The sequence below is a fragment of the Mycobacterium sp. E183 genome, assembly GCF_001667735.1.
Lineage (GTDB): Bacteria > Actinomycetota > Actinomycetes > Mycobacteriales > Mycobacteriaceae > Mycobacterium.
Window position 1 is genome coordinate 28,516 of sequence record NZ_LZJN01000191.1, and the last position, 15,767, is coordinate 44,282.

At 68.4% G+C, this 15,767-nt stretch carries 15 protein-coding genes; 9 read left to right on the plus strand and 6 right to left on the minus strand.

The window, feature by feature from the left end:
• Window positions 1-24 precede the first annotated feature (24 nt).
• From A5691_RS22990 to A5691_RS23020, 7 genes are all read left to right on the plus strand, one after another.
• On the plus strand, window positions 25-900 hold the full coding sequence (locus A5691_RS22990; protein ID WP_067781981.1) for a MoxR family ATPase: 876 nt from the start codon (window positions 25-27) through the stop codon (window positions 898-900).
• On the plus strand, window positions 900-2,348 hold the full coding sequence (locus tag A5691_RS22995; protein WP_067752513.1) for a VWA domain-containing protein: 1,449 nt from the start codon (window positions 900-902) through the stop codon (window positions 2,346-2,348). Before A5691_RS22990 ends, A5691_RS22995 begins: the two co-directional genes overlap by 1 nt.
• 194 nt (window positions 2,349-2,542) lie before the next feature.
• Entirely contained in the window at window positions 2,543-3,199 is a 657-nt protein-coding gene (gene nadD, locus A5691_RS23000; protein WP_255369132.1) for a nicotinate-nucleotide adenylyltransferase, read from the plus strand.
• Window positions 3,196-3,585, plus strand: a complete 390-nt coding sequence (gene rsfS, locus A5691_RS23005) for a ribosome silencing factor (RefSeq protein WP_068019095.1) — start codon at window positions 3,196-3,198, stop codon at window positions 3,583-3,585. The genes nadD and rsfS overlap by 4 nt, the downstream gene beginning before the upstream one ends.
• The gene (gene gpgP, locus A5691_RS23010) at window positions 3,582-4,256 is read left to right on the plus strand and encodes a glucosyl-3-phosphoglycerate phosphatase (protein ID WP_067888131.1); all 675 of its coding nucleotides are present in this window, start codon (window positions 3,582-3,584) and stop codon (window positions 4,254-4,256) included. Before rsfS ends, gpgP begins: the two co-directional genes overlap by 4 nt.
• Complete coding sequence (gene octT, locus A5691_RS23015; RefSeq protein WP_067752519.1) at window positions 4,246-4,983, plus strand: diglucosylglycerate octanoyltransferase; 738 nt, start codon at window positions 4,246-4,248, stop codon at window positions 4,981-4,983. The genes gpgP and octT overlap by 11 nt, the downstream gene beginning before the upstream one ends.
• 5 nt (window positions 4,984-4,988) lie before the next feature.
• Window positions 4,989-5,813, plus strand: coding sequence for a DegV family protein (locus tag A5691_RS23020; protein WP_068019092.1), 825 nt, complete (start codon window positions 4,989-4,991; stop codon window positions 5,811-5,813).
• Here A5691_RS23020 and A5691_RS23025 read toward each other — a convergent pair.
• The 6 genes from A5691_RS23025 to A5691_RS23050 form a co-directional block, all read right to left on the minus strand.
• Entirely contained in the window at window positions 5,810-8,716 is a 2,907-nt protein-coding gene (locus A5691_RS23025; RefSeq protein WP_068019089.1) for an RND family transporter, read from the minus strand. The two genes, A5691_RS23020 and A5691_RS23025, sit on opposite strands and share 4 nt — an antisense overlap.
• The gene (locus A5691_RS23030) at window positions 8,713-9,141 is read right to left on the minus strand and encodes an MmpS family transport accessory protein (RefSeq protein WP_067752531.1); all 429 of its coding nucleotides are present in this window, start codon (window positions 9,139-9,141) and stop codon (window positions 8,713-8,715) included. The genes A5691_RS23025 and A5691_RS23030 overlap by 4 nt, the downstream gene beginning before the upstream one ends.
• A 210-nt stretch (window positions 9,142-9,351) precedes the next feature.
• Window positions 9,352-10,410 (minus strand): dihydrodipicolinate reductase, encoded by a 1,059-nt coding sequence (locus A5691_RS23035; RefSeq protein ID WP_068019086.1) that lies wholly within the window; start codon window positions 10,408-10,410, stop codon window positions 9,352-9,354.
• Window positions 10,411-10,435: 25 nt separating this feature from the next.
• Window positions 10,436-10,858: a PPOX class F420-dependent oxidoreductase gene (locus tag A5691_RS23040; RefSeq protein ID WP_067752535.1), complete on the minus strand. Its 423-nt coding sequence runs from the start codon at window positions 10,856-10,858 to the stop codon at window positions 10,436-10,438.
• 3 nt (window positions 10,859-10,861) lie between these two features.
• Window positions 10,862-11,968 carry an acyl-CoA dehydrogenase family protein gene (locus A5691_RS23045; protein WP_067752536.1) on the minus strand — a complete coding sequence of 369 codons (1,107 nt, stop codon included), beginning with the start codon at window positions 11,966-11,968 and terminating at the stop codon, window positions 10,862-10,864.
• A gap of 7 nt (window positions 11,969-11,975) precedes the next feature.
• On the minus strand, window positions 11,976-13,136 hold the full coding sequence (locus A5691_RS23050; RefSeq protein ID WP_067752544.1) for an acyl-CoA dehydrogenase family protein: 1,161 nt from the start codon (window positions 13,134-13,136) through the stop codon (window positions 11,976-11,978).
• A gap of 194 nt (window positions 13,137-13,330) precedes the next feature.
• On the opposite strand from A5691_RS23050, the gene A5691_RS23055 reads away from it, so the two are divergent.
• Together A5691_RS23055 and A5691_RS23060 are read left to right on the plus strand one after the other, a co-directional pair.
• A complete protein-coding gene (locus A5691_RS23055; RefSeq protein WP_068019083.1) occupies window positions 13,331-14,164 on the plus strand; it encodes a ComEA family DNA-binding protein in 834 nt (277 codons plus the stop codon).
• Entirely contained in the window at window positions 14,157-15,740 is a 1,584-nt protein-coding gene (locus A5691_RS23060) for a ComEC/Rec2 family competence protein (protein WP_068019081.1), read from the plus strand. Before A5691_RS23055 ends, A5691_RS23060 begins: the two co-directional genes overlap by 8 nt.
• Window positions 15,741-15,767 lie beyond the last annotated feature (27 nt).

Sequence of the window (15,767 nt, forward strand, 5' to 3'; positions counted from 1 at the left end):
AAGTGCTTTAGGAGAACCGAGATAGTGAGCGTGCCCGCCCGGCCCAAGCCGTTGTTCGCCGACATCGACGACGTTTCGCGACGGTTGGCCGAGACCGGTTACCTGCCCGACACCGCCACCGCCACCGCCGTGTTCCTGGCCGACCGGCTCGGCAAGCCGTTGCTGGTGGAGGGTCCGGCCGGTGTCGGCAAGACCGAGCTGGCTCGCGCCGTCGCCCAGGCGACCGACTCGGGACTGGTCCGCCTGCAGTGCTACGAGGGGGTGGACGAGGCGCGCGCCCTGTACGAGTGGAACCACGCCAAGCAGATACTCCGTATTCAGGCCGGCTCCGGGGACTGGGATCAGACCAAGGACGACGTGTTCAGCGAGGAGTTCCTGCTGCAGCGGCCGCTGCTCACCGCCATCCGGCGCACCGAGCCCACGGTGCTGCTGATCGACGAAACCGATAAGGCCGACATCGAAATCGAGGGCCTGCTGCTCGAGGTGCTGTCCGACTTCGCGGTGACGGTCCCCGAGCTGGGCACGATCACCGCGGAGCGGACGCCGTTCGTCGTGCTGACCTCCAACGCAACCCGGGAGCTGTCCGAGGCCCTCAAGCGCCGCTGCCTGTTCTTGCACATCGACTTTCCCAGTCCCGAGCTGGAGCGCCGCATCCTGTTGTCGCGGGTGCCCGAGCTGCCCCAGCACCTCGCCGATGAGCTGGTGCGCATCATCGGCGTGTTGCGCGGCATGCAACTCAAGAAGGTGCCGTCCATCGCCGAGACCATCGACTGGGGTCGCACCCTGTTGGCGCTGGGCCTGGACACCATCGACGACGCCGTCGTTGCCGCCACCTTGGGCGTCGTCCTCAAGCATCAGTCCGATCAGCAGCGCGCAAGCGGCGAGCTCCGGCTGAACTGATGGCCGCCCGCCGCATCCGACCAACCCGGCCGCTCGCCCCGCACGGGCTGCCGGGCCACCTGGTGGGCTTCGTCGAAGCGCTTCGCGGAGTTGGCATTTCGGTGGGGCCGTCCGAGACGGTGGACGCCGGCCGCGTGATGGCCACCCTGGGCTTGAGCGACCGTGAGGTGCTGCGCGAGGGCATCGCCTGCGCCGTGCTACGCCAACCCGATCACCGTGACACCTACGACGCCATGTTCGACCTGTGGTTCCCCGCGGCGCTGGGCGCACGCGCGGTGGTCACCGACGAAGGAGCCGACGGGTCACAAGGCGACGACTCGTTGCCGCCCGACGACGTCGAGGCGATGCGCCAGATGCTGCTGGACCTGCTCAACGAGAACCCCGACCTCGCCGACATGGACGAGCGGCTCGTCGCGATGATCGCGCGCATCGTGGAGGCCTACGGGAAGTACAGCTCCAGCCGGGGCCCGTCCTTCTCGTCGTACCAGGCGCTCAAAGCCATGGCGCTGGACGAGCTGGAGGGCAAGCTGCTGGCGGGGCTGCTCGCCCCGTATGGTGACGAGCCCACGCCCACGCAGGAGCAGATCGCCAAAGCCATGGCCGCGCAGCGGATTTCGCAATTGCGCAAGCTGGTCGACGCCGAGACCAAGCGGCGCACCGCCGAGCAACTCGGCCGCGATCACGTCCAGATGTACGGCATCCCACAGCTTTCGGAGAATGTCGAGTTCCTGCGGGCCTCGGGTGAACAGCTGCGCCAGATGCAACGGGTGGTGGCGCCGCTGGCGCGCACACTGGCCACCCGGCTCGCGGCCCGGCGGCGACGGTCCCGCGCGGGTGTGATCGATCTGCGCAAGACGCTGCGCAAGTCGATGTCCACCGGCGGCGTGCCGATCGATGTGGTGTTGGCCAAGCCCCGCCCGGCGCGGCCGGAACTGGTGGTGCTGTGTGACGTGTCCGGCTCGGTCGCCGGGTTCAGCCACTTCACCCTGCTGCTGGTACACGCTCTGCGCCAACAGTTTTCGCGAGTGCGGGTCTTCGCCTTCATCGACACCACCGACGAGGTGACGCACATGTTCGGGCCGGAAGCCGATCTGGCCGTGGCGATCCAGCGGATCACCCGGGAGGCCGGTGTGTTCAGCCGCGACGGGCATTCCGACTACGGCAACGCGTTCGCGTCGTTCGCGCAGGCGTTCCCCAACGTGCTGTCGCCGCGCAGCTCGCTGCTGGTGCTCGGTGACGGACGCACCAACTACCGCAATCCGGAGACCGAGCTGCTCTCCCACATGGTGACCGCCAGCCGGCACGCGCACTGGCTGAATCCCGAACCCAAGCACCTGTGGGGCAGCGGCGACTCGGCGGTGCCGCGCTATCAAGAGGTCATCACGATGCACGAATGCCGGTCGGCCAAGCAGTTGGCCGCGGTGATCGACCAGCTGCTGCCGGTGTAGGGCCGGCTCGTCGCGGCGCACGGGGCACCGGGGCACGGCCCGCGAGCGTCACGCCAGCGTGATCGCGAGCGCCGTGTGTCACGCCAGCGTGGCGCCCGCAGGCGGGAGCCTCTCGCGTGGACCTGCTGTGGCCGGTGTGACGAAATCGGGCGACGGCGTCGCCTCAAGTAAGCTGGCAAATCGTGCAAAAGGAGCTGCGCAGGCTGGGTGTGATGGGTGGGACGTTCGATCCCATCCATTACGGGCACCTGGTTGCCGCCAGCGAGGTCGCCGACCTGTTCGACCTCGACGAAGTGGTCTTCGTGCCCAGCGGCCAGCCCTGGCAAAAGGATCGGCACGTTTCCGCGGCGGAGGACCGGTATCTGATGACGGTGATCGCCACCGCGTCCAACCCGCGCTTCTCGGTCAGCCGGGTCGACATCGACCGCGCAGGCCCCACCTACACCAAGGACACCCTGCGGGATCTGCACGCCCTCAACCCGGATTCGCAGCTGTACTTCATCACTGGCGCGGACGCGCTCGCCTCAATCCTGTCGTGGCAGGGCTGGCAGGAGATGTTCGACTTGGCGCGGTTCGTCGGCGTCAGCCGGCCGGGATACGAGCTGCGGCGCGAACACATCACCGGCGTGCTGGGCGAGCTGGCCGAGGATGTGCTCACCCTCGTCGAGATTCCGGCGCTGGCCATCTCGTCGACCGATTGCCGGCTGCGCGCCGAACAACGCCGGCCCCTCTGGTACCTGATGCCCGACGGCGTCGTGCAATACGTCTCCAAGCGCCGGCTGTATCGCGCCGGCGACCAATCGAAGGACTCCGTGAGCCGATCAACGCTGCCCGCCGGGAACAACACATGAGCGCCACGCAGGAGGCCATCGACATGGCGACCGTGGCCGCAGGTGCGGCCGCATCGAAGCTGGCCGACGACGTCATCGTGATCGACGTGTCGGGCCAGCTGGTCATCACGGACTGCTTCGTGATCGCCTCGGCGTCCAACGAGCGGCAGGTCAACGCCATCGTCGACGAGGTCGAGGAGAAGATGCGCAGGGCCGGCTACAAGCCGGCGCGCCGGGAGGGCACCCGGGAAGGGCGCTGGACGCTGCTGGACTACCGCGACATCGTCGTGCACATCCAGCACCAGGACGACCGCGACTTCTACGCCCTGGACCGGTTGTGGGGCGACTGCCCGGTGGTGCCCGTGGATCTAACCGAAGAACCCGACGACTCGGTGGGCGCGCCATGACGATTCGTCGGCTGATCATGTTGCGGCACGGGCAAACCGAGTTCAATGCCGGCAGCAGGATGCAGGGGCAACTGGATTCCCAACTCAGCGAGCTCGGTCGCGCCCAAGCGGTCGCCGCCGCCGAGGTCCTGGGCAAGCTGCAGCCGTTGCTGATCGTGTCGTCGGACCTGCATCGTGCCTACGACACGGCGATCAGGCTGGGGGAGCGGACCGGCCTGCCGATCCGGGTGGACAAACGGTTGCGGGAAACCCATCTCGGCGACTGGCAGGGGTTGACGCACACCGAGGTGGACGCGCAGGCTCCGGGCGCGCGGCTGGCCTGGCGCGAGGACGCCACCTGGGCGCCGCACGGCGGCGAGAGCCGCGTCGATGTGGCCGCCCGCAGCGTGCCACTCGTCTCCGAACTGGTGTCCGGCGAACCGGACTGGGGTGATCCACAGCAAGCCGAGCGGCCGGTGGTGCTGGTGGCCCACGGCGGCCTGATCGCCGCGCTGTCGGCCGCCCTGCTGAAACTCCCGGTCGCCAACTGGCCGGTATTGGGCGGCATGGGAAACGCCAGCTGGGTTCAGCTGTCCGGTCACTCCGACGAGCAGGGCGCGGGTTTCGACGCCATCCGGTGGCGCCTCGACGTGTGGAACGCTTCGGCGCAGGTGTCCAACGATGTCCTCTGAGGCGCGTCCGACTCTGCTGATCTTCGCCGACTCACTGGCGTACTACGGGCCCACCGGTGGCCTGCCCGCGGACGACCCCCGGATCTGGCCGAACATCGTTGCCAAACAACTGGATTGGGACGTCGAGCTCATCGGCCGCATCGGCTGGACCTGTCGCGATATCTGGTGGGCGGCCACCCAGGACCCGCGCGCGTGGGCGGCGCTGCCCAGGGCGGGGGCCGTCATCTTCGCCACCGGCGGCATGGATTCGCTGCCGTCGGTGCTGCCGACCGCGCTGCGGGAACTGATCCGCTACGTGCGTCCGCCTCGCTTGCGGCGCTGGGTTCGCGACGGTTACGGCTGGCTGCAGCCCCGGCTGTCACCGGTGGCCCGGTCGGCGCTGCCCCCACATCTCAGCGTTGAATACCTCGAACAGACCCGCGGCGCAATCGATTTCAATCGCCCGGGGATCCCGATCGTGGCGGCATTGCCCTCGGTGCACATCGCCGACACCTACGCCCACGCCCACCATGGCCGGCCGGGAACGGCGGCGGCGATCACCGAGTGGGCGCAGACCCACGATGTGCCGCTGGTCGACCTGAAAGCCGCCGTCGCCGAACAGATCATGTCCGGCCGGGGCAATCCCGACGGCATCCACTGGAACTTCGAAGCGCACCAAGCGGTTGCCGAGCTGATGCTCAAGGCGCTGGCCGAGGCTGGCGTGCCGACCGACAAGCCGCGCGGGTAATCCCCGTGACTGTCGTTGTGGTAACCGACGCGTCGGCGCGCTTGCCCGCCGAGCTGCTGGACGAATGGGCGATACGCGTCGTCCCGTTGCACATTCTGCTCGACGGCGTCGATCTGCGTGACGGTGTCGACGAGATCCCCGAAGACGTCTACCAGCGCCACGCGACCACCGCAGCGGCCACACCCGCCGAACTGGCCGACGCGTATCAGCAAGCGTTGGCCGACAGCGGCGGAGACGGCGTGGTGGCGGTGCACATCTCGTCCGCGTTGTCGGGGACCTGCGGTGCCGCGCAACGGACGGCCGCCGACCTGGACCCGCACGTGCGGGTCGTCGACTCGAAGTCGACCGCGATGGGCACCGGCTTCGTCGCGTTGGCGGCCGCGCGGGTCGCGGCCGCGGGCGGTGACCTCGACGCCGTCACCGAGGCGGCGAATGCGGCCGCACGGCGGACCCATGCGTTCATGGTGGTGCATCGACTGGACAACCTGCGGCGCAGCGGGCGGATCGGCGGGGCGAAGGCGTGGCTGGGCACCGCGCTGGCGCTCAAGCCGCTGCTGCGCATCGACGACGGGAAACTCGTTCTGGCGCAACGGGTACGCACCGTCACCCACGCGACGGAGGCGATGATCGACCGGGTTTGCGAGGTCGTCGGCGACGGTTCCGCCGCCCTGGCGGTGCATCACGTCGCCAACCCGGACGGCGCCAAGGACGTGGCGGCGACGCTGGCGCGGCGGCTGCCGGCCTGTGAGCCGGCGATCATCACCCCGTTGGGGCCGGTGCTCGCGCTGCACGTCGGCGCCGGAGCCGTCGCGGTTGTCGTGCAGCCCTAAACGGCGGCGGGCACCGGTCGCCGGGCGTTGTCACCCCGCGGATGCACCACCTGCGGCCACCAGAACCAACGGCCCAGCAGCGTCGCAATCGACGGCATCAGCAGCGTGCGCACGACGAGCGTGTCGAGCAACAGACCGATGCACACCGTCGAACCGAACTGCCCCAGCACCCGCAAGTCGCTGCCCAACATGGCCGCCATGGTGAACGCAAACACCAGACCGGCCGCGGTCACCACCCCGCCGGTACCCGCCATCGACCGGATGATTCCCGTCTTGAGGCCGGCATGGATCTCCTCTTTGAACCGGGAGACCAGCAACAGGTTGTAGTCGGATCCGACGGCCAGCAGGATGATCACGGACAGCGCCATCACGATCCAGTGGATCCTGATGCCGAACAGGTCCTGCCAAATCAGCACGGACAGGCCGAACGACGCCGCGATCGAGCTGGCCGCGGTGCCGACGATCACCAACGCCGCAACCACGCTCCGGGTGAGCAGCAGCATGATCATGAAGATCAGCGTCAGGGCGGACACCACGGCGATCATCAGGTCGTACTTCTCGCCGTCGGCCATGTCCTTGAACGTTGCGGCGGTCCCGCCCAGATAGACCCGGGCGTCGGACAGCGACGATTGCTTGAGACCCTCCTGCGCGGCGGTGCGTTCGGCGTCGACTTGCGCGATGCCCTCCGGCGACATCGGATCGCCCTGATGCGTGATGAAGAACCGCGCCGATTTACCGTCCGGCGACAAGAACATTCGAAGGCCGGTCTGGAAGTCCGGGTTGTCGAACGCCTCGGGCGGCAGGTAGAAGAAGTCGTCGTTCTTCGACGCGTCGAAGCTTTGGCCCATCACGATCGCGGTGTTGCTCATCGCCTCCATCTGGTCGATCATCGCCTTGAACGTCTGATACAGGGTGAGCGTGATGCCCCTGGTGGTTTTCAGCGTGGTGATCAGCGTGGGAAACAGCGCGGTCAGGTCGCGTGAGGCTTTGGCGGTGTGCTCGATGTCGGTGGTCAGGTAGTGGAACTGCTCGGCGAGCTGATCGAACCCGTCGAACGTGTCGAACAGGGACCGCAGCCCGATGCACACGGGAATGTCGTAGCAGTGCCGCTCCCAGTAGAAGACGCTGCGGATCGGCCGGAAGGTGTCGTCGAAATCCGCGATGTGGTCGCGCAGGGTGTCGGTGATCTGCGACGTCACCGCGGTGGTCTTGGCGCTGTCGTCGGCGGCGTTGGCCAGGTCCAGCGACACCTCGTATTGGCGTTGCGTGGTCTCGATTTGGGTCTGCAGGTCGTCGGCCATCCGGAGGATGTCGGCGATGCGTTCCTTGAGGAAGCTCATGTTCTGCATCGTCGTCTGACTCTGGACGCTGTTCTGAAACGGTATCGAGCTGTGCTGGATCGGAATGCCCAGCGGCCGGGTGATGTCCTGGACCATCGCGATGCCCAGCGTGCGCATCTCGTTCTTGGCCACCCGGTCCAGCACCAGCATGTCGGCCGGGTTTCGCATGTCATGATCGGACTCGACCATCAGCAGGTCGGGGTTCATCCGTGCCTCGGAGAAGTGCCGGTTCGCGGCCTCCTGTCCCTGATTGGACGGGGCCGACAGGGGCAGGTAATGGCGGTCGTTGTAGCTCGTGTGGAAGCTGGGTAGCGCGATCATGCCGACCAGCACGACCGCGGCGCTCACGGCCAAAACCGGTGCGGGCCAACGCACTACGGCGGTGCCCACCCGGCGCCACAGCCGGCCACGCTTGGCCTGCCTCTCGAACAAGTGGAAGCGGCTGCCGACGAAGACCACCGCGGGCCCCAACGTGACGCCCGCCAGCACGACGACGATCATGCCGATCGCCACCGGCGCCCCCATGGTGTTGAACCACGGCAGCCGCGAGAAACTGAGGCAATACGTCGCACCCGCAATCGTCAGGCCCGACCCCAACACGACCGGGGCGACACCCTTGAATGTGGTGTAGTACGCGGTTTCTCGGTCCTCGCCCGCGGCCAACGCCTCCTGGTAGCGGCCGATCAGGAAGATGCCGTAGTCCGTCCCCGCGGCGATCGCCAGCATGGTGAGGATGTTGGCGGCGAAGGTGGTGAGCCCGAATGCGTTGTGGTACGCGAGAACCGCGACGACCCCGCGCGAACATGCCAGCGCGACAAAGGTCATGAACAGCTGCACCAGCGTGGTGACGATGGACCGGTAGACCAGCAGCAACATGATCGCGATGGCGCCCAGGGTGAACAGCGTGATCTTGGCCAGGCTGGCGTTACCGATGATGTGCATATCGTCGGACAGGGCGGCGGGACCGGTGACGTAGGCCTTCACGCCGGGTGGCGCCTTGTTCTCCTCGATCACCTTGCGGACGGAGTCCACGGACTCGTTGGCCAGCGTCGTGCCCTGGTTACCGGCGAGGTTCACCTGCACATAGGCGCTCTTGGCGTCGGCGCTCTGCGCACCCGCGGCCGTCAGTCGGTCGCCCCAGAAGTCCTGGATGTGCTGAATGTGCTTGGGGTCCTGGCGGAGTTGCCGAATCAGCTTGTCGTAGTACTGGTGCGCGTCGGGGCCGAGCGGTTGCTGGCCCTCCAACACGATCATCACCGTGCTGTTGGAGTCGAATTCGTGGAAATTGTGGCCGAGGCGCATCATCGCCTTCATCGACGGCGCGTCCAGCGGGGTCATCGGCGCCGAGTGCGCCTCACCGACTTTCTCCAGCGTCGGGACGATGACGTTCACCAAGACCGTCACGAACAGCCAGACCAAAATGATCGGCACCGCGAAGATGCGGATCGCGTGCGGCAGGTACGGGCGGTGGCCCCGCTCGGCCTTGGACAGGCCCTTGGCGCTGATCGGGCCGGTGTCGGCCGCGCTCAGGTCACGTTGGGTCTCGTTGCTCGTGTTGCTCATGCGGACTTCACCAGGCAGAAGGTCTGCGCGTTGTGCCCGTCGGAACTCCGCTGTTCGCGCACGACGCCGTCCACGGTGATCTTGCAGCTGATTTCACCGCTGTCGCTCTGCGCCATGATGTTGGCGCTGACCGATGGCAAGGTCGTCGAGATGGTGGTCGACCACGGCAGCGGTGCCGCGTTCACCTGGTGGGTGTTGGCGTTCTCGTCCCAGTAGTTGATGTTGGCGGTGGCCCCGGGCGGGCCGGTGATGTCGTAGACGACGACCTTCGGATTGAACTGCACGATTTCGATCCCCTTGCCGGCGTTCGCGTTGAGGTCTTGAGAGCCGAAGATCCTGTGGAGCCGTGACACGATCAACGCCGAAACGGCCAGCACGACCACCAACAACAGTGGTATCCACGCCCGCTTGAGCACACGGGTCATGGTGCCGGTACGTGGACCCGAGTCGTGACCAGCCACCACCTGACCGCCTTCCGCTCACCCGCCGTCCGGGCATTGCCGCAAAGCTCACCAACGTCGTCGACGACATCGCTGTCTTCTCGACTATTTGCTCAGCTAAGCACTCTAAACCTTAGTGCACGCAAGCGTTCCTCCGGGGGCCTTCGATGTGGCGAACTGCATATGGGGTCGGGCCTAGCGGGCCACGCGGCCGGTGACCGGGGGCAGATCGGCCAGCGTGACGATCCCGGGCCCGGCGGCCACCACGGCCGGGACCGCGTTCGTGACGGGCATGGCCGTGTAGATCATTCCCAATCCCATGAACCCCGGCTCAGTCCAATCCTTGGGTGGCAGGCAATGCAGGACGGTGCGCATGTTGGGCAGCCCGTACACCTGGATGACGTGGCCGTGCTCCAGCGGTTTGGGCGGCACCACGTGATCGCCCATGGTCCAGTTGAACCCGACACTGACCACGTTGCGGTCGCCCTCCCAGCCGCGGTGGTAGCCATAAACCCCGCCCACCGTTCCCGCGGGAATCGTCATGAAGCCCAGATCGGAATCGCCGGTGGCGGCGGTGAAGGTGACGTCGAACGTCATCCGGTCCAGCTTCGCCCCGATCGCGTCGGCCATCATGGCGGCCGATTCGGCGAAGACCTCGCTTTCGCGCCGCACGCTTTCGGCCAGCCCAGGAGTATCGGGGTCCTGCGAGAAGCCCATCGCCGTCTGGGTTTCCGCCGATTCGTAGGTCGAGCAGTCCACCGACTCGGTGATGCGGATCTCGTCGACGCGTTCGCAGGCGCCGGACAGGACCATGCCCACCATGTTGGTCATGCCCGGGTGGGCGCCGCTGCCGAAGATGGTCGAACCGCCCCGCTTGCAGGCGTCGGCGATGCGCTCGCGGTCCTCGGGCGTCTGCTTGCCCCCGGTGATCCACGCCGCGCTGGAGCACACGTTGACGCCGGATTCCAGCAACCGGACCAGTTCATCGACGTTGGGCCACAACGGGTTATAGCAACAGGCATTGGCGCCCAGGGCGAGTAGCGCGTCGATGTCGTTGGTCGCTTGCACGCCCGTCGGTTCCGGCCAGCCGGCAAGTTCGGCGGCATCCATGCCGACCTTGTCCGCCCCGTGCGCGTACACCCCGACCAGCTCCATGTCCGGCCTGCCGATGATGGCGTGCAGGGAACGCCGCCCGATGTTCCCGGTGGTCCACTGGATCACCTTGAGCGGACGGTCGGTCGGTGGCTTGCTCATCGCGTCTCCTTTGACGGGTGGAAACTCAGTCGCTGATATCGAAGCCGGCGATCACCTTGGTGGGACGCAGCCGCACCACGAGCTCGCCGGAAACGGCGTTGCGGCGGCCGAATTCCTCGGCGCGATCGGCGCCCATGTACCGCGCGCCGGTCCTGGTGGCGATGTCCAACACGTCGGCCGGGTCGTCACCGACCGCCGCGACGCCCTGCACCTGAACGAACGAATACGGCGGATGAGGATCGTCGACGCAGATCACCGTTCGTGGATCACGCGCCAGGGCACGGCCTTTCGACGTGTCACGGCCCGTGGTGAACGCCAGCTGCCCATCGTCGACGACGAACCACACCGGCGTCACCAGCGGCCGGCCGTCGGCGGTGACGTACCCCAGCATCCCGGTGCGGGTGCCGGCTGACAGGAAGGAGACAACCCTGTCGGACAGCTCTGTCATCGGCTAGAGCCGGACCAAGTCGTAGTCGCCGATGTGGTCGATCAGAGTGTGCAGGTGTTCGCCGGAGGTGCCCAGGGTGTGCTCGATCGCGGTGAGCCGGGCCGCATAGTGGGCCACCGGATATTCGGCGGTCACGCCGATTCCGCCGTGCAGCTGGATCGATTCCTGCGCGATGTGCCGGCCCGCGCGGCCGATCTGCAACTTGGCGCGCGAGGCGATCACCGGGTCCAGGTTGCCGTCGGCGATCGACATCGACGCGTAGAGGCTCATGCTGCGGGCCAGTTCCAGCGAGACGTACATGTCGGCGGCCCGCTGGGTGAGCGCCTGGAATTTGTTGAGCGTGACCCCGAACTGCTTGCGGGTCTTCAGGTAATCGGTCGTGAGTCGCAGCGCTTCCTCCATCGCTCCGACCGCTTCGGCGCACAGCCCCGACTGGATGCGGATGACGGCACCGCGGATGGCCTGCGCCGCGTCCGCCGCTTCCCCCAGGGGTTCGGCCGGAGTGGAGTCCAGATCGATCTGGGCGCCGCGTTGTCCGTCGAATGTCGGGTACGGATGCCTGGTGACCGTCGCCGCGTCGACCAGGAACAGCCCGGTGCCGCCGTCCGGCAGGGCGGCGCTGACCACCAGGGTGTCGGCGGAGTCGCCGGCCAGCACCGGGTTCTTCCGTCCGCTCAGTGTCCACGAATCGCCTTGGCGCGCAGCCTTGGTGGCCACGTCGGCGGACGGTTTGCGCTGGCCCGGTTCCAGGTGGGCGAACGCCAGCAACCGCTGTCCGCCCGCGACCTCGTCGAGCAGTTGCTTCTGCTCCTCGCTGCCCAACTCGGCGATCAGCGCGCCGGGCCCGAGCGCGGCATGCAGGACCGGTTCCGGGGCGAGTCGGCGCCCGATTTCGGTGAGCACGACCGCGATCTCGATCTGGCCCGACTCGTCGGGGTCGAAGCCGAGGCCGAGGATGCCGGTGTCGGCGAGCTGACTCCACACCTCGCGGCTCCACCCGAGATCGGAGTCGATGATCTTGTTGCGGCTTTCCGGGTCGTAGGTGCGCGCCAGCAGTTCGCGCGTCGTGTCGCGGAGCAGGCCTTGCTCGTCGCTCAGCTGAAAGTCCATGGCTGCCTCACAATCCCAGGATGGTGGACGCGATGATGTTGCGTTGCACTTCGTTGCTGCCGCCGTAGATCGACGTCTTGCGGTAGTTGAGGTAGTGCGGCGCGCTGTGCTGTGCCCAGGACGGCGACGAGATGTCCTCGCCGTCGGCCGGCAACGCGTCGGGGCCGGCCACCTCGACGAGCAGTTCGGTGGCCACCTGTTGCAGCTGGCTGCCGCGCAGCTTGAGCACCGACGACGCCGGGTTGGGCTGTCCGTTCGCGGAGTCGGTGACCACCCGCGACTGCGTGAGTTCCAGTGCCAGCAGCTCGTTTTCGGCTTCGGCCAGCCGCGCGGCGAACAGGGGATCTTCGAGCACCCCGGTGGCGGCGGCGTGTTTCTTCACCTCGGCGAGGCGCACCTTTGTCCGGCCCACGCCCGCGATGCCGGTGCGCTCGTTGCCCAGCAGGAACTTCGCGTACGTCCAGCCCTTATTCTCTTCTCCAACAAGCTGATTCGCGGGCACTCGGACGTCTTCGAAGAAGATCTCGTTGACCTCGTGGCCGCCGTCGATCGTCTTGATGGGCCGCAGTGTGACGCCCGGCGTCTTCATGTCGAACAGCAGGAACGAGATGCCGGCCTGACGCTTGGGCGCCTGCGGGTCGGTGCGCACCAAACAGAAGATCCAGTCCGCGTACTGGCCCAGCGTGGTCCAGGTCTTCTGGCCGTTGACGACGTAGCTGTCGCCGTCCCGCACCGCGGTGGTGCGCAGCGACGCCAGGTCCGAACCCGCCTCCGGCTCGGAGAAGCCCTGGCACCACCAGATGTCGAGGCTCGCCGTCGGCGGCAGGAAGCGCTGTTTGACTTCCTCCGAACCGAATTCGGCGATCACCGGACCGACCATCTTGGTGTTGAAGTTGAGCGGCTCGGGGACGCACGCCAGCTGCATCTCGTCGGCCCAGATCTGGTGCTGGGTGGGTGTCCAGTCCTTGCCGCCCCACTCGACCGGCCAGTTCGGCACCGCAAGGCCGTGCTCGTGCAGAATCTTGTGGCTGGTGACGATGTCGTCGTGGTTCACCTCTGCCGAGCCCTTGCGCACCCGCTCGCGCAGTTCTTCCGGGATCTTCGTGGTGTAGATCGTGCGGAGTTCGTCGCGGAACGCGGCTTCCTCCGGTGTGAGCGCCAGTTGCACGGCGGCCTCCTGTCGTCGGGGGTGAACGTGGCCACCAGCGTCGGATGGATGCCCGGTTCTGGCGATGCGTTCTTGGTTCCATATTGACCCATCGCGTAGAGCGGTTGTGCACAGCCTCGGTTTAGTCCACAGTTGCCGGTCGCGGCGCCGCCCGGCGGGGCCCAGCTGGCGGTCGCCGCACCTACGGTCGGCGCATGCGGACAGAACTTCCCGCCGAGCGCCTCCAGCGGCGACTCGGTGCCGAACCGGACGCCGAGCCCGACGGCGCGGAGTCGATGTCACCGGCGGCGGACGAGGACCAGAATTCGCTGCTGCCACGTTGGCTGCCGGACGCGTCCCCGGATCGAGGCTGGATGGCCAGGCTGCGCGCCGACCCGGGGCGGACCGGCGCCATCGGATTGGCGATCGTGGCCGCGCTGGCCGTCCTGGTGACGGTGTTCACGCTGCTTCACGACCGGCCGGCGCCGGTGATGTCGGCGAAGCTGCCGCCGGTGGAGAAGGGGTCGACGGCCGGTCCAAAGCCGTCGGAGACCCCCGGGCCCGACCGGCCCGTGGTGGTGAGCGTGGTGGGCCTGGTGCACAGCCCCGGGTTGGTCACCCTGGCGCCCGGCGCGCGGGTCGCGGACGCGCTGCAGGCGGCGGGCGGCGCGGTGAACGGCGCGGACACCGTCGGGTTGAACATGGCGCGCCCGCTCGGCGACGGCGAGCAGATCGTCGTCGGGCTGGCCCCCGGCCCCGGGCAGCCGACGGCGTTGGGCAGCTCGGTGGCTGCCGGTTCGACACCGACGTCGAAGCCGCCGCGGCCCGGGACGGGTTCGGTGAAGCCGAAGGCGGATGCGGTGCTCGACCTCAACACCGCGACCGCGGAGGATTTGGACACGCTGCCCGGCGTCGGACCGGTCACCGCCGCGGCGATCGTCGCCTGGCGGCAGGCGAACGGCAAATTCACCAGCGTCGACCAGCTCGCCGACGTCGACGGCATCGGCCCGGCGCGCCTGGAGAAGCTGCGCGCCCTGGTCCGTGTCTGACAACCACGACCAGCCGTGCCCCGGCGAATCGGCCGCGGCGCGCCTCGATGCACGCCTGGTACCGGCCGCGCTCACCTGCTGGGTGGTGACCGCCGCCGGCATCTGGTGGCCGATCGGCAGGCCGGTGGCGGCGTGCTGTGTGGTGTTGGCCGCCGTCTCCGGCCTGCTGGCCTGGAGCGCCGTGGCTCGATCGGACGGAACCGGTCGGCTGCGGGCCGTCGCCGTCGGCCTGTCCGCGGTCGGCGTCACCGGTGCGGGATTCGGCTTGGCGGTGGCGTTACGCGCCGAAGCGGTAGAGCGTCACCCGATCACGGCCGCGTTCGGGACCGCCGCCCCGGTGACGGTCACCCCTAGCGAAAGCCCGGTGTCGTTGGGCCGCGGGCGGCTCATGTTCCGGGCCACGATGCAGCGCCTGCGCGACGAACAGATCTCGGGCCGGGTCGTCGTCTTCGCGCGCGCCCCGGACTTCGAATCCGACGGCGATGGGCTGATGGTGGGCCGGCCGGTGCGGTTCACGGCGCGGATCGGACACCCGACCCGCCGCGACCTCACCGTCGCGGTGCTCAACGCCTCGGGCCGCCCGACCATGGGCACCGCGGGCGCCGTGCAGCGGGCGGCCCACACCGTGCGCGGTCGGTTCGCCGCCGCGGTGCGCGGCACGCTGCCCGCCGAGCAGGCGGCGATGCTGCCGGCCCTCGTCCTGGGTGACACCTCGGCGGTCACCGCCGAGACGGACCGCGACTTTCGGGCGGCGGGCATGACGCACCTGATGGCGGTGTCGGGCGCCAACGTGACCATCGTCTGCGGGGCCGTGCTGTTCTCGGCGCGCGTGGTCGGACCGCGGGCGGCCGTCGTCCTGGCCGGGCTGGCCCTGGTCGCGTTTGTCGTCGTCGTGCAGCCGACGGCGAGCGTGCTGCGGGCGGCCGTGATGGGCGCCATCGCGCTGGCCGGGGTCCTGACTTCGCGGCACCGCCAAGCCATTCCGGCGTTATGCGCCACGGTGCTGGGCCTGCTCGCGTTGGCCCCACAACTGGCCGTCGACGTGGGCTTCGCGCTGTCGGTGGCCGCGACCGCCGCGTTGGTCGTCATCGCGCCGGGCTGGTCGCGGCGCCTTGCGGGCAGGGGATGCCCCAAACCGCTGGCCGACGCGCTGTCGATCGCGGCGGCCGCACACATGGTGACCGCCCCGTTGGTGGCCGGCATCTCCGGGCGGGTCAGCCTGGTGGCGATGGCCGCCAACCTGGCGGCGGCACCCGTCATTGCGCCGATCACGGTGCTGGGCAGCGCCGCCGCCGTGTTGAGCGTGGCATGGGCCGCGGGCGCCCATTTGCTGATCCGCTTCACCGGCCCCGAGCTGTGGTGGGTGGTGCGGGTGGCCCGTTGGTCGGCCGGCGCGCCCGCGGCGACGGTGCCCGTGCCGTCCGGTATGCCCGGGGTGCTGCTCGTCGCCGCGGTGACCGTGCTGATCGTCGTGGTGGTCGCGCGGCGGCGCGGAAGGCGCTGGCTCGGCGCCGCGGCCGCCCTCTGCGCGCTGGCTTGGTGGTTGTCCGACCTGCTGGATCCCGGGGCGGTCTAGTCGGTCGGTCGTGACACCATCGTGGGG